Origin of the sequence: Sphingomonas sp. CCH9-E2 (assembly GCF_001557215.1) — a bacterium.
Lineage (GTDB): Bacteria > Pseudomonadota > Alphaproteobacteria > Sphingomonadales > Sphingomonadaceae > Sphingomonas.
In genome coordinates this window covers 25162-38807 of the sequence record NZ_LSJM01000454.1, presented here as the reverse complement: position 1 = coordinate 38807, position 13646 = coordinate 25162, and the positions used below count along the sequence as shown (strand labels likewise).

Sequence of the window (13646 nt, the reverse complement as noted above, 5' to 3'; positions counted from 1 at the left end):
CCTCATGCCCCCATGGCGCCGGCGCGTTTCGCGCTCGCCACCGCCGCGCGTCCGCGCGGGCCGTTGAAATAGTCCTGGATCCACGGATGATCCAAAGCGAGGAGCTCGTCGATCGTTCCCACCGCGATCACGCGCTTGTCGGCCAGCACCGCGACGCGGTCGCAGATTGCATAGAGCGTATCGAGGTCGTGGGTGATCAGAAACACAGTGAGCCCGAGCGTCTGCTGAAGCGACCGCGTCAGTTCGTCGAACGCTGCCGCGCCGATCGGGTCGAGCCCGGCGGTCGGTTCGTCGAGGAACAGCAATTCGGGATCGAGCGCGAGGCTGCGCGAGAGGCCTGCTCGCTTCTTCATGCCGCCCGAAAGTTCGGCGGGATATTTGGGACCCGCTTCGGGCGGCAGGCCGGTCATCACGACCTTGTAGGCCGCGATCTCCGCCAGCAGCTGTTCGTCGAGCTGCGGGTAGAATTCCTTGAGCGGAACCTGCACATTCTCGGCCACGGTCAGGGTCGAAAACAGCGCGCCGCCCTGAAACAACACGCCCCAGCGGCGACGGATCTCGATCGCGGCGCGCTCATCGGCATCCAGCACCGATTCGCCGAACACATGGACGCTGCCGGCATCGGGCTGTTGCAGCCCGATGATCGACCGCATCAGCACCGACTTGCCGGTTCCCGAACCGCCGACCACGCCCAGAATCTCGCCGCGCCGTACGTCGAGGTCGAGCTGTTCGTGGACGGTCTGCTCGCCAAAGCTGTTGCTGAGGCCGCGCACGCGGATGATCGCTTCTTCATCGTCGAATGTCGGGGCGGTCATCAGTTCCACCCCACTTCGGTGAAGAACACCGCGAAAAAGGCGTCGAGCACGATGACGAGAAAGATCGCCTGAACCACCGCGGTGGTGGTGCGCATGCCGACCTGTTCGGCGTCGCTCTCGACCTGCATGCCCTGATAGCAGCCGGCGATGGCGATAATCGCGCCGAACACGGGCGCCTTGACCAGCCCGACATAGAGGTCGGTGATCGGCACCACTTCGCGGATGCGCTGGACGAAGGTAATCGGCGGAATGTCGAGCGCGATCCAGCACAGCAGGCCGCCCCCGATCATCGCGATCAGCGAGGCGTAGAAGCCGAGCAACGGCAGCATGAGCACCGCCGCGATCACGCGCGGCAAGACGAGTGCCTCCATCGGGTTGACCCCGATAGTGCGCATCGCGTCGATTTCTTCGGTCAGCTTCATCGTGCCGAGCTGGGCGGCAAAGGCCGAGCCCGAGCGGCCGGCGACCATGATGGCGGTCATCAGGATGCCGAGTTCGCGCAGCGTGATGCGGCCGACCAGGTTGATCGTGAACACTTCCGCGCCGAACTGGCGCAGCTGTACCGAGCCCTGTTGCGCGATGACGATGCCGATCAGGAAGCTCATCAACCCGATGATGCCGAGTGCGGAGACGCCGACGACTTCGAACCGGTGGACCGTGGCGTGATAGCGGAAGCGGCGCGGATTGGCGATCACGCGCCCCGCCGCGATGGCGGTCGCGCCCATGAAGCCGAGCAGGCCGAACATCGTCTTCGCTGCCTGAATCACCGCTTCGCCGATTTCGGCGAGCAATTGGGCAAACGCGCCCATCGGCTTGCGCGGAGCTTCGATCGGGTGATCGGCCTGGGCGACATGGTCGAACAATAGCTGCTGGTTCGAATCGAGGCCCGACACCTGCGCGCCGTGATCGCGCGCAAAGCGGTGGATCAGCCACGCGCCGACCGTGTCGATCCGATCGATCCCGCGCATGTCGAGCAGGCGCACATCGCCCTCCACCGCACCCAGCCGGTCGGGCAGGTCGCCGATATCGCGCAACGACAGATTGCCGCTGAACCGCAGCGCCCCCGCGGCCGCGTCGTGCTGAAAGTCGGCTGGCGCGTTCATCGCGACCATCCATCGTTGATTCGGACTGGAACGGCAAGCACCTGTAGCTAGAGGATAAGATACCGACCGAACCAATTGCGGACGGTCAGGAAAGGTTCCGATGCGCCGACTCGCCATTTACGACATGGACAAGACGATCACCCGGCGCGCGACCTGGACGCCGTTCCTGATCCATGCGGCAAAGGTGCGCGCGCCGTGGCGGCTGGCGCTGCTGCCGCTCGCGGGGGTGGCGAGTCTTGCCTATCTCGCCAAGGCGATCGACCGCGCGCGACTGAAGGAAATCACCCATCGCCTGATGATCGGCCGCACGATCCCGCCCGCCGAACTGGCCGTGGTGGCAGAGGCATTCGCCGACGATATGGCCGCGACCAACCTGTTCGCCGACGCCCGCGCGCGGGTCGAGGCCGATCGCGCGGCGGGGTGGGAGCCGGTGCTGGCAACCGCGAGCCATGGCTATTATGCGCAGGCGATCGCCGCGCGGCTGCACATCGCCACGGTCATCGCCACCGCCGCGCGGCGCGACCCGCACGGCAATGTGCTGGCAGGCCTTGAGGGCGAAAATTGCTACGGCCCCGCCAAATTGCGGCTGATCGAGGCGTGGATGGCGCGCGAGGGGATCGCGCGAAAGGACATCCGGGTGCGCTTTTACAGTGACCATGTGTCCGACGCGCCGGTACTCGAATGGGCGGACGAGCCGTTCGCGGTCAATGCGCATGGGCCGCTGCGGAAACTGGCGGCGCGCAAGGGGTGGACGGTGCTGGATTGGGAGGGGTAGCCAACAATCCTCCCCCGCCAGGGGGAGGTGACGCCGCGGACTTGATCCGGGGCGACGGAGGGGGAGGAAGGCTATGTCCTCAACCGTCGCGCTTCCTCCCCTGCGCTGACACCTCCCCCTGGCGGGGGCGGATTAGGTTGCTCACAGCACCGTATGCAACGTGTGTAGCGTGAGCCCGACCATGCCGCCGACCAACGTCCCGTTGATGCGGATATACTGCAGGTCCTTGCCGACCGCATTTTCGAGCCGTCCGGTAATCGTGCGCGCGTCCCAGCCGCGCACCGTGTCCGAAACCAGCCGGACGATGCCGTCGCCATAATCGGCGGCGGTGCCGACTGCGGCACGGCGGACGAAGCGGTTGATCATGTGCGCCAGGCGCGGATCGCTCTGCAGCGTTCCGCCAAGCTGGCGCAGCGCATCGCCAAACTTGCCCGCCAGCGCGGCGTCGGGATCGCGCGCGACCCGCAGCAGCGCGCTGCGCGCCTGCTCCCACATCCCCTCGATCCAGCGGGCGAGTGCGGGATTGTCGAGCATGTCGGCCTTGAACGCCTCGACCTTCAGCCGGGTCGGGATGTCGAACTGCAGATCGAAGGCGAGCTTTTCCAGCCCCTCCTCCACCTTGGCGCGCAGCGGGTGGCCGGGATCCTCGGCGACGTCCGACACCAGCTTGTACAGCCCGTCGATGATTGCATTGGCGAGCGTTTCGTCCAGCCCGGTCCAGCGCATGATCGCGCCGGCGCGCTCGTGCACCATCTTGCGGATCAGCGCCTCATTCTGGTCGATGATCTTGGCCAGCCAGCGCAGCATCGAATCCATCAGCGGCAGATGCCGCCCCTCGGCAATCGCCGCGCCCAGCGCCTGGCCCAGCAACGGCGCGATGTCGGTCTGGCGCAGGCGATTGGCGACCGCGCCCTTGATCAGACCGCCGAGCTGATCCTTGTCGAGCGATTCGAGCAGGTTCGCGGCCATGCGCGATGCGCCGCGGCGCAGGCGCCCGGAGCTTTCGGGGGGCTGGGCCAGCCAGCGGCCCGCGGCCCCCGCCACGTCGATCGTCCGCATCCGCCGCGCCACGACGCGGGGGATCAGGAAGTTATCGCGCAGGAAATTGGCGAGCGAGGTGGCGATCCGCTCCTTGTTGCGCGGGATGATCGCGGTGTGCGGGATCGGCAGGCCGAGCGGGTGGCGGAACAGCGCGGTGACCGCAAACCAGTCCGCCAGGCCGCCGACCATCGCCGCCTCGGCAAAGGCACGGATAAACCCTGCGGCAGTATAGTCGGGCTCGTAGCTGCGCGCGGTGAAATACACCGCCGCCATCACCACCAGCAGGCCGGTGGCGAGGATGCGCATGCGCCTGAGGCCAGGCGGGACAGGGTCGGATGAACGAATCACAGGACCAGAAAGCACGCGGATTGCCGGGTTCATAGCCGGAACAATCCGCGTGCCTCTTTTTGGTTCACTCGGCAGGCGCGGTGCCTTCGTTGCCGCTATGCCCGATGCGGCCCGCGGGGACGGTGCCGGCAAGGCGCGCCTTGTCCTCGGCATCGTCACCGGGGCTGAAGGTCAGCAGCCTGCGGCCCAGCCACGGACCGACCCGCCGCTCCATGCCCAGCGCGAGGCTGAACAGTGCCGGGACGATCAGCAGCGTAAGCAGCGTCGACAGGATCAGGCCGCCAATCACAGTGATACCCATTGGCGCGCGCCACGACCCGTCGCCGTTCAGCGACAGCGCGGTCGGCACCATGCCGGCGACCATCGCGACCGTGGTCATCACGATCGGCTGCGCACGCTTGTGCCCGGCGTCGACGATCGCGGTGATCTTGTCGACGCCCTTCTCCATCTCCTCCAGCGCGAAGTCGATCAGCAGGATCGAGTTCTTCGCGACGATGCCGAGCAGCATCAGCACCCCGATCAGCACCGGCATCGAGATCGGGTTGTTGGTGATCCACAAGGCGATCAATCCGCCCAGCGCCGCGATCAGCAGCGACGACAGATTGACCATCGCCGCCATCACGCCGCGATAGAGCAGCACCAGCACCGCGAAGACGAGCAGGATGCCCGAGATCAACGCGACCACGAAGTTGGTCAACATTTCAGCCTGCCATTTGGCCTGCCCGACCTCGAGCTTGCCGACACCCATCGGCAGGTTGCGCATCGTGGGCAGCTGATCGACCTTCTGCATGACCGCGCCCTGCACGAACGGCTTGCCGGTCTGGGGATCGGTGGCGAGATCGGCACCGATGACCAGGCGGCGCTTCTGGTTCAGACGATCGATGCGGGTCGCGCCGACACCGAACTTGATGTCCGCGACCACGCCCAGCGGCACCGACCCGCCGGTCGAGGTCGCCACCGGCAGGTTGCGGATCGTCTCCAGCTCGGCGCGCGAGCTTTCGGCGAGTGCGACGCGGATCGGCACCTGACGATCGGACAGCGAGAATTTCGCACTGTTCTGATCGATATCGCCCAGCGTCGCGATGCGGATCGCGTTCGAGAGCGCGGCAGTCGTCACGCCGAGGTCGGCGGCGAGCTCGGTACGCGGCTCGATGACGATTTCCGGCCGCTGGAGATCGCCACTGATGCGCGGCGCGCGCAGCTCGCGCATCTTTTCCATCTCGGAGACGATCTTGAGCGCAGTGTCGTTGAGCAGCTTGGGATCCTCACCGCCCAGCACGATCGAGACCGCACGGCCGCTGCCGCCCCAGCCACCCTGCGACCGCACATTGACGCGCGCATCGGGAATCTGGGCCAGCGCTGGCTGAAGTGCCTGCTCCAGCTCGACGCTGGTGATCGGACGTTCGTCCTTCAGGATCGCGACCACGCGACCATTGCCGACAAAGGTGCGCGAATAGACGTTTTCGACCACGTCGCTGCGCGCCGCGACGATCGCGGTCACCTTGTCGACGACGGCCTTGGTCTGCTCGAGGCTGGTCCCGGGCACCATCTCGATCTGGACGGTGATGTCGTCCTGATCCTGATTGGGCTGGAAGGTAAACGGCAACGGTCCACCCGCCGCGAGGAAGATTTCGAGCGCAAAGGCGACCAGAAATGCCACCACCGCGACCCAGCGATGCGTCAGCGTCCAGCGCAGGATGCGGACATAACCGTCCATCATCGCGCCCTCGCCATGGCTGGCATGACCCTTGGCCTTCAGGAAATAGGCCGCGATCATCGGTGTCAGCAAGCGCGCGATCGCCAGCGACATCAGCACGGCGGCAACCACCGTCAGTCCGAAATTCTTGAAGAACTGACCAGCGAGCCCCGGCATCAGGCCGACAGGCAGGAACACCGCCACGATCGACATGGTGGTCGCGAGAACCGCAACGCCGATCTCGTCCGCCGCGTCGATCGATGCCTGATAGGCCGATTTGCCCATGCGCATGTGCCTGACGATATTCTCGATCTCGACGATCGCATCGTCGACCAGCACGCCCGCGACCAGGCTGAGCGCCAGCAGCGTCATCTGGTTCAGGGTGAAGCCGAGCATCTCCATGAACCAGAAGGTCGGGATCGCCGAGAGCGGGATCGCCAGCGCCGAGATCACCGTCGCGCGCCAGTCGCGCAGGAACAGGAACACGACGACGACCGCGAGCACCGCGCCCTCGATCATTGCGACCATCGCCGAATGATATTGCGCCTCGGTGTATTTGACGCTGTTGAACAGGACGTTGAACTGGACCGAGGGGTTACGCTTGTTGAGCGCCTCCAGCTTCTTTTCCGCCTCGTCGAACACGGTCACATCGGACGCACCCTTCGCGCGCTTGATGTTGAACGACAGCACCTGGCGGCCGTTGAACTCGGCCAGGCTGCGTTGTTCGGCATAGAGATCCTTGACGTCGGCGATGTCGGCGAGCCGGACATTGCGGTCGCCGCCGATGGCGATGCGCGTTTCCGCCAGCGCCTTCGCGTCCGCCGCGTTGCCCAGGACACGGACCGATTGTTCGCTGCCCGAAATCTCGGTGCGTCCGCCTGCCGCGTTGAGATTGACCTGACGCAGCTGTTGGTTGACCTGCGATGCGGTGAGGCCGAGCGACTGGATCTTGGGCAGGTTCAGGATGACGCGGATTTCGCGACTGACCCCGCCGATGCGCTCGACCCCCGACAGGCCGTCGATCGACAGCAGTTCGTTGGCCACCGTATTGTCGACATACCAGGACAGCTGCTCGATCGTCATGTCGGTGCCGGTCGCGGTGAAGGTCGCGATTTCCTGATCCGACGTGTTGGCACGACCGACCAGCGGCTCGAGGATCCCGTCGGGCAGGTCGCCGCGGATCTGGGCGACCGCGTCGCGCACGTCGCTGACGGCACGATCGATCGGCGTGCCGATATCGAGCTGGATCACCGTCTGCGAATTGCCTTCGCTGACGGTGGATTCGATCTGGTCGATCCCCTGCAGGCTGCGCACCGCCGCCTCGACGCGCTGCGTCACCTGGGTCTCGAGCTCGCTCGGCGCGGCGCCGGGCTGGCTGATCGAGACCCAGACGATCGGGAAGTCGATGTCCGGATCGTTGTTCACGTCCATCCGCGCGAAGCTGACGAAGCCGGCGATGGTCAGCGCAAGGAACAGGACGATCGGCGGAACCGGGTTCCGGATCGACCAGGCCGAGATGTTGCGAAAGCTCATGTCCCGTTGTCCCTTAACGCTTCAGCGTGGTGAGGTTCGGCTTGACCTTCTGACCCGGATTGAGGAACGCGCCGGCGGTCAGCACCACGCGCTCGGTTCCGTCCAGCCCGCTGGTGATCGCGACGCCGGTATCCGACACGTCACCCGTGGTCACCGCGCGGCGCTCGGCCTCGTCCTTGGCATTGAGGATATAGACGTAGTTGCCCTTGGCATCGCTCTGGATCGCCGACTGCGGCAGCAGCGGGGCAACTGCGCCGCCAGCGACGATGCGTGCAGCAGCAAAGCCGCCCGGACGCAGCGCGCGATCGAACGACAGGGCGACGCGGGCGATGCCCTGGCGCGTCTGCGGGTCGATGACCGGCGACACCTGCCACACCTCGCCGACGAACACGCGATCGGTGCCGACCGGCGTCACTTCGGCGCGTGCGCCGACGGGAATGCGCTGCAGGTCCGCTTCGCTCAGCTGCGTGCGCAGCTCCATCTGTCCGCCCTGCGCGACGCGGAACAGCGTGCCCGAACCGGCGCTGACGATCTGCCCCGGCTCCACCGCGCGAGTGAGCACCAGGCCAGCGGCGGGCGCGCGGATGTCGAGGCGGCGGTTGCGCGCCTGCGTCTCGGACAGCTGCGACTGGGCAACGCGCACGCGTGCAGCGGCGGCGTCACGGGTTGCGGTCTTGCGATCGATATCCGCCTTGGACACGAACCCACGCGCGAGCAGTTGCTGCGCGCGATCGAGCTCGGCCTGGGCGATGTTGAGGTCGGCCTGTGCGACGCGGATGCTGGCGGCCTGCGACTGAGCGGTCTGGCTCTGGACCGAACGGTCGACGGTGGCGAGCACCTGCCCCGCATTCACCCAATCGCCCGGCTCGACCAGCACGCGCGTGACCATGCCACCTTCACCGGCGACGCCGACCGGCATCTCCCGGCGCGCGGCGAGCGAGCCGGTGCCGCTGATGACGCTGGCGATATCGCTGCGGCCCGGAACGGCGACGGTGACGGTCGGGAGCTGGCGATCGCCGCCCTGCCCGCCCTTGGCCGCGCCGGCAGCGCCCGCCTTGGCCGGTTGGGCCTTGTCGCCCGCCCCGCCCGCGGCAAAGGCGAAATACGCCGCCACGATCACGACGAGCGCGATCACGCCCGCGATGATCCACCATTTGCGACGCGACCGCCTTTCGCCTTCACCCGCCAGAGCGAGCCGTTCTTCCCCACCGAACATCCGAGCCTCGTAATTCATGCGCGACCTCTTTCACCCCCGACCATCGGCCGGCGCGGGTCCTCCCCGTCGCGCTGTATTATCTGAATAAGTCACTTGCCTCAAGGGCAGTTTTCAGGTGCGCGCCAAATGCCCGTTTTGGCGATTCCGCGCAAGCGCAAGTCACGCGCAAATGGGGGTATTCAGCACCGCGAACATCGGGCAATCTCCGCGCGCTCCAGCCTGATCGGGGGACGGGGGCGACTACAGGAGGAAAAGCATGCCCGAAGGTATTCTCGGTTGGATCCTGATCGGCCTGGTGGCCGGCGTCCTTGGCAAGCTGATCATGCCGGGCAAGGATCCGCGCGGTATCATCGTCACCATTCTGATCGGCATCGCCGGAGCATTGCTCGCCGGATTCGTCGCGCCGTCGATCGGGCTCGATCTGACCAGCACGCTCAACAGCTATATCGCCGCCACGGTCGGCGCAGTCGTGCTGCTCGCGCTCTACCGCCTCGTCATGACGCGCCGCACGCGCTGAACGCAGGCTGCAAGGGGCGTTCAGCCCCGGTTGTCCCGCCCTGCCCCAAGCAGCGGCGGGACAATTTTTTGGTGAAAGGCCCGACTAGATGATCCGACTGCTGAGCGCCGCCGCACTTGCCGCAACCGTGCCGCTCGCCGCCACCGCGCAAACCGCGCCGATCGCCACCGTCAGCGAGGGCACCTTGCTCGACGTGGTGGCAGAGGGCCGAATCAACCGCGTGCCCGACATTGCCGTAATCCGCGCCGGCGTGGTCAGCCAGGGTGGGACTGCGGCCGAGGCGCTGTCGGCCAATGCGCGACAGATGGCGTCGGTGCTGACCGCGCTCAAGGCAGCGGGAATCGCCGATCGCGATATTCAGACCGCGACGATCTCGCTCAGCCCGCAATATCGCTATGCCGACAATCAGCCGCCGGTCATCACCGGTTATCAGGCGAGCAACAGCGTGTCGGTGAAGTTTCGCGACATCGCACGTAGCGGCACGATCCTCGACACGCTGGTCAAGCAGGGCGCGAACCAGATCGACGGACCCAGCCTGACGATCGATGCGATCGATTCGGCGATGGATGCGGCCCGCGTCGATGCGGTGAAACGCGCCCGCGAGCGCGCCAACCTTTACGCCGGTGCGCTTGGCATGAAGGTCGACCGTATCCTGATGGTCAGCGAAGGCAGCGACGGCGGCGCGCCGGGACCGGTTCCGGGATATATGGTCCGCGCAGAAGCGAAGGACTCAACCCAGATCGCACCGGGTGAGCAGCAGGTGAGCGCGAACGTCCGCATCCGCTTCCTGCTCAAGTAAAGAAAAGGGGCCGCCCCATCGGGACGGCCCCTTTTGATTCTCGAGGGTAGCTAAACTCAGCGCACCGAACCGCGACGCACGAGATTGACGATCGCGAGCAGGATGATCGCACCAACCAGCGACGACACGAAGGTCATCACGGTGATCGCACTGTTGATCGAGCCGCCGAACAGCAGGCCGCCGATGAATGCGCCGACAATGCCGACGACGATATTGAGCAGGATGCCCTGCTGGGCGTCGGTGCGCATCACCAGGCTGGCGAGCCAGCCGACCACGCCGCCGATTACGAGCCAGACAATCAGTCCAACCAGGTCCATGTCGTCCTCCACTGTGACGTCCGCAAGTCGCACGGACGATGTGAAGCGAAGACGCGCAAAGCCCGAAAATGGTTCCGCCCGCGTTTTGAGGCGCGGGCGGATGGGAGAGCTGGTCAGAATCCGGCTATGCCGCCGGCATCATTTCAGTATTTCTGCTGGCGCTCGTAGAGCGACTTGTAGTGCTGGATCCGCGTCACGCGCAGGCCGGGCATGCCCGAGCGATCGATCGCGCGCTGCCACCCGGCGAATTCCTCGACCGTCAGGCCGTAGCGCTCGCACACTTCGTCGATGCTGAGCAGGCCGCCATTGACCGCAGCAACGACCTCCGCCTTGCGGCGCACGACCCAGCGGGTGGTTTCGGGCGGCGGCAGCGAATCGAGCGTCAGCGGCTCGCCGAGCGGGCCGATCACTTTCGCTGGACGGATCTTCTGGTTCTCAATCATTCAATACCTCGATCAGGGCGGGGGGTCCCCAACTGCGTCTGAAACCCGTGATAGCGTCCGCGGATTTCGCTTCGCCTAAACGGCACGGTAAATGGCGCCTTCATCGAACTTGCCACCGGGTTAGCGCGCGCTCGACCGCCAGGTTGAACGCGCCATGCGCCGGTGCGAGCAGGCCGTGCACCGGCGTCAGCCGGTCGAGCCGGATCTGCAGCCGCGCGGTCGGGCTTGCCGACTGCCGCACTGCCGCCGCCGCGAGCAGCACGGCGACCGGCGCGGCGACCGGCGTCGCCGCGACGTCGCGGTCGAATCGGTAGCTCAGATCCACTGGAGCCTGCTGTGGTCGGTCGAACTCATCCGACCCCGTTTACGCACGAAGGCTGAAAGCCCGGTAAATACAGCGATTTTGCATCGCCCCCGTGAAACTCCTATGTGCGCGGCAATGTTTGCCGGAGATTTTCAGCTGTCAGGGCCGCTCGCGCAGCGGCGGATCGTCGTCGCCATGTCGGGCGGGGTCGACAGCTCGGTGGTGGCCGCGCTCGCCGCGCGCACCGGGGCGGAGACGATCGGCGTGACGCTGCAGCTCTATGATCATGGCGAAGCGGTGGGGCGCGCGGGCAGCTGCTGCGCCGGGCGCGACATTCGCGACGCGCGCGCGGTGTGCGACCGGCTTGGCATCGCGCATTATGTGTTCGATCACGAAAGCAGCTTTCGCGAGACGGTGATCGACGATTTTGCCGACACCTATCTTGCCGGGCGTACGCCGATCCCGTGCGTCAAATGCAATATGGGGCCGAAATTCACCGATCTGTTCGCGCTCGCCCGCGATCTGGGTGCCGACTGCCTTGCCACCGGTCATTATGTCCAGCGGGTCGAGGGGCCGGAGGGGCCGGAGCTGCACAAGGGCGCCGACCCGGCACGTGACCAGAGCTACTTCCTGTTCGCGACCACCGGCGCGCAGCTGGAGTTCCTGCGATTCCCGCTGGGCGGCCTGCCCAAGGCGCGCGTGCGCGAGATTGCGGCTGAGATCGGTCTGGGCGTGGCGGGCAAGCCCGACAGCCAGGACATCTGCTTCGTCCCCGATGGCGACTATGCCCGGCTGGTCAAGAAGCTGCGGCCCGAAGCCGATACCGCCGGCGCAATCGTCGACGAGGCGGGGAACACGCTGGGCGAGCACAAGGGGTTGATCCATTTCACCGTCGGCCAGCGCCGGGGGCTCGAAATCGGTGGCAGCCCTGAGCCGCTCTATGTCCTGCGGCTCGATCCCGCGACGCGCGAGGTGGTGGTGGGTCCCAAGTCCGCGCTTGCCGTCAGCGCGGCGCGGATCGAGGGGCTGAACTGGATCGGCGGGAGCCATAAGGGCCCGCTGACCGCCAAGGTGCGATCGATGGCGCGCCCGGTTCCGGCACGCCTGGAGGGGGACCAGGTGGTGTTCGCCGCGCCCGAATATGGCGTCGCGCCGGGACAGGCGGCGGTGCTCTATGCCGGCGAACGCGTGCTCGGCGGTGGCTGGATCGCAGAAACCCGGCGCGCGGAGATGGTCGCGGCCTAGCCTTTCAGCTCGTTCGCTTCGCGCAGCGGTTCGCCGGGGCGGTCAACCTGACCCTCGGGATCGACATGGATCAGGATCTCGGTGCCGGGAAATTCGGCTTCGAGGCGCGCTTCGAGCGCTTCGACCACATCATGCGCCTGCGCGACGCTCATCGACGCGGGGACATGGATATGGAATTGCGCGAAGTCCTGCGCACCGCTGGTGCGGGTGCGCAGGTCGTGCAGGCTTTCGAAGCCCGGGATCGCGGCGGCGCAGGTGATGAAGGCGCGTCGCTTCTCCTCCGGCCATTCGCGGTCCATCAGCTGCCCGATCGCGTCGCTCGCCGCGTGCCATGCGCCCCACAGCAACCACAGCGCGATGCCAATGCCGAACAGCGGATCGGCGCCGCGCAGCTGCAGCACCGATTCGAGCACGAGCGCGGCGATCACACCGGAATTGAGCAGCAGGTCCGACTGATAATGTAGCCGGTCGGTGCGGATCGCGATCGACCCGCTCGCGGCGATGGCGCGCGCCTGATAGGCGGTGAGCAGCAAAGTCACCCCGATCGCGATGACCGAGACGACGATCCCCGCTTCGGGATCGGCCGCGACCTCGCCGCTCGCCAACCGCTCGATCGCGCGGACCGCGATGAAGGTGGCGGAGGCGGAGATCAGCAGCACCTGAAACAAAGCCGCCAAGGCTTCCGCCTTGCCATGGCCGAAACGGTGCTTCGCGTCCGCCGGCTGAGCCGCAATGCGCACTCCGGCGAGCGTCACCAGCGACGCAATCAGGTCGAGTACCGAATCCGACAGGCTGGCTAGCATCGCCACCGAGCCCGTCGTCCATGCGGCATAGGCCTTGAGCCCGCCCAGCAGCAGTGCCGCGCAAACGCTGGCAATCGCTGCCCGGGTCGGGGTGGCGCTCATGGGTAGAGCATCCCTTCGTCCCAACCATCGCCGTTGCGCTTGAACACGCGGCGTTCGTGCAGCCGGTGTTCGCGGTCGAGCCAGAATTCGATCCGTTCCGGCGCGACGCGATAGCCGCCCCAATGCGGTGGGCGTGGCACATCGCCACCTTCGAAACGCGCCTGCATCTCCGCGAAGCGCGCTTCGAAGGTCGCGCGATCGGCGAGCGGGCGCGACTGGTCGCTGGCCCAGGCGCCGAGCTGCGAGTCGCGGCTGCGCGTGGCGAAATAGGCGTCGGATTCGGCGTCGCTCACGCGGCTCACCGGCCCTTCGATGCGGATCTGGCGGCGCAGCGACTTCCAGTGGAACAGCAGGGCCGCGCGCGGTGTCGCCTCCAGCTCAGCCGCCTTGCGCCCTTCGCGGTTGGTATAGAAGGTGAAGCCTTCCGGCCCGTGCCCTTTCAGCAGCACCATGCGCACCGACGGCTGACCATCGGGGCTCACCGTGGCCAAGGCCATTGCGTTGGAATCATTGATCTCGGTCGTGCGCGCCTCACGATACCAGGCGTCGAACAGGGCAAAGGGATCGTCGGTCATGCCGTCGCCATAGA

At 66.4% G+C, this 13646-nt stretch carries 14 protein-coding genes; 4 read left to right on the top strand and 10 right to left on the bottom strand.

The annotated features are described in order from the left end of the window. Positions 1 to 2: 2 nt before the first annotated feature. Together AX681_RS20325 and AX681_RS20320 are read right to left on the bottom strand one after the other, a co-directional pair. Complete coding sequence (locus tag AX681_RS20325) at positions 3 to 815, bottom strand: ABC transporter ATP-binding protein (RefSeq protein ID WP_066658918.1); 813 nt, start codon at positions 813 to 815, stop codon at positions 3 to 5. Continuing rightward, positions 815 to 1918 (bottom strand): MlaE family ABC transporter permease, encoded by a 1104-nt coding sequence (locus tag AX681_RS20320; RefSeq protein WP_066658920.1) that lies wholly within the window; start codon positions 1916 to 1918, stop codon positions 815 to 817. The genes AX681_RS20325 and AX681_RS20320 overlap by 1 nt, the downstream gene beginning before the upstream one ends. Before the next feature lie 100 nt (positions 1919 to 2018). On the opposite strand from AX681_RS20320, the gene AX681_RS20315 reads away from it, so the two are divergent. Continuing rightward, a complete protein-coding gene (locus AX681_RS20315) occupies positions 2019 to 2693 on the top strand; it encodes an HAD family hydrolase (protein ID WP_066658875.1) in 675 nt (224 codons plus the stop codon). Positions 2694 to 2834: 141 nt separating this feature from the next. Here AX681_RS20315 and AX681_RS20310 read toward each other — a convergent pair whose 3' ends face one another. The 3 genes from AX681_RS20310 to AX681_RS20300 form a co-directional block, all read right to left on the bottom strand. Continuing rightward, a complete protein-coding gene (locus AX681_RS20310) occupies positions 2835 to 4040 on the bottom strand; it encodes a DUF445 domain-containing protein (protein ID WP_066658877.1) in 1206 nt (401 codons plus the stop codon). Between the two features lie 106 nt (positions 4041 to 4146). Then, complete coding sequence (locus AX681_RS20305; RefSeq protein WP_066658886.1) at positions 4147 to 7311, bottom strand: efflux RND transporter permease subunit; 3165 nt, start codon at positions 7309 to 7311, stop codon at positions 4147 to 4149. 13 nt (positions 7312 to 7324) lie between these two features. After that, positions 7325 to 8545 carry an efflux RND transporter periplasmic adaptor subunit gene (locus AX681_RS20300; protein WP_066658887.1) on the bottom strand — a complete coding sequence of 407 codons (1221 nt, stop codon included), beginning with the start codon at positions 8543 to 8545 and terminating at the stop codon, positions 7325 to 7327. Between the two features lie 238 nt (positions 8546 to 8783). On the opposite strand from AX681_RS20300, the gene AX681_RS20295 reads away from it, so the two are divergent. Both AX681_RS20295 and AX681_RS20290 read left to right on the top strand, forming a co-directional pair. After that, a complete protein-coding gene (locus tag AX681_RS20295) occupies positions 8784 to 9044 on the top strand; it encodes a GlsB/YeaQ/YmgE family stress response membrane protein (protein ID WP_066658888.1) in 261 nt (86 codons plus the stop codon). 88 nt (positions 9045 to 9132) lie between these two features. Further along, positions 9133 to 9843: an SIMPL domain-containing protein gene (locus AX681_RS20290; protein WP_066658889.1), complete on the top strand. Its 711-nt coding sequence runs from the start codon at positions 9133 to 9135 to the stop codon at positions 9841 to 9843. A gap of 56 nt (positions 9844 to 9899) precedes the next feature. On the opposite strand, the gene AX681_RS20285 is transcribed toward AX681_RS20290, so the two are convergent. From AX681_RS20285 to AX681_RS20275, 3 genes are all read right to left on the bottom strand, one after another. Beyond that, on the bottom strand, positions 9900 to 10160 hold the full coding sequence (locus tag AX681_RS20285) for a GlsB/YeaQ/YmgE family stress response membrane protein (protein WP_066658922.1): 261 nt from the start codon (positions 10158 to 10160) through the stop codon (positions 9900 to 9902). 143 nt (positions 10161 to 10303) lie between these two features. After that, positions 10304 to 10603, bottom strand: a complete 300-nt coding sequence (gene sciP / locus AX681_RS20280; RefSeq protein WP_066658893.1) for a CtrA inhibitor SciP — start codon at positions 10601 to 10603, stop codon at positions 10304 to 10306. 100 nt (positions 10604 to 10703) lie between these two features. Next, positions 10704 to 10928, bottom strand: a complete 225-nt coding sequence (locus AX681_RS20275; protein ID WP_231733696.1) for a hypothetical protein — start codon at positions 10926 to 10928, stop codon at positions 10704 to 10706. 114 nt (positions 10929 to 11042) lie between these two features. Between AX681_RS20275 and mnmA the strand changes: the two genes are divergently transcribed. Further along, complete coding sequence (mnmA, locus tag AX681_RS20270; protein WP_066658899.1) at positions 11043 to 12152, top strand: tRNA 2-thiouridine(34) synthase MnmA; 1110 nt, start codon at positions 11043 to 11045, stop codon at positions 12150 to 12152. Here mnmA and AX681_RS20265 read toward each other — a convergent pair. Further along, on the bottom strand, positions 12149 to 13057 hold the full coding sequence (locus AX681_RS20265) for a cation diffusion facilitator family transporter (RefSeq protein WP_066658901.1): 909 nt from the start codon (positions 13055 to 13057) through the stop codon (positions 12149 to 12151). The genes mnmA and AX681_RS20265 overlap by 4 nt on opposite strands. Further along, positions 13054 to 13632, bottom strand: a complete 579-nt coding sequence (gene pdxH / locus AX681_RS20260; RefSeq protein WP_066658926.1) for a pyridoxamine 5'-phosphate oxidase — start codon at positions 13630 to 13632, stop codon at positions 13054 to 13056. The genes AX681_RS20265 and pdxH overlap by 4 nt, the downstream gene beginning before the upstream one ends. Between the last annotated feature and the right edge of the window lie 14 nt (positions 13633 to 13646).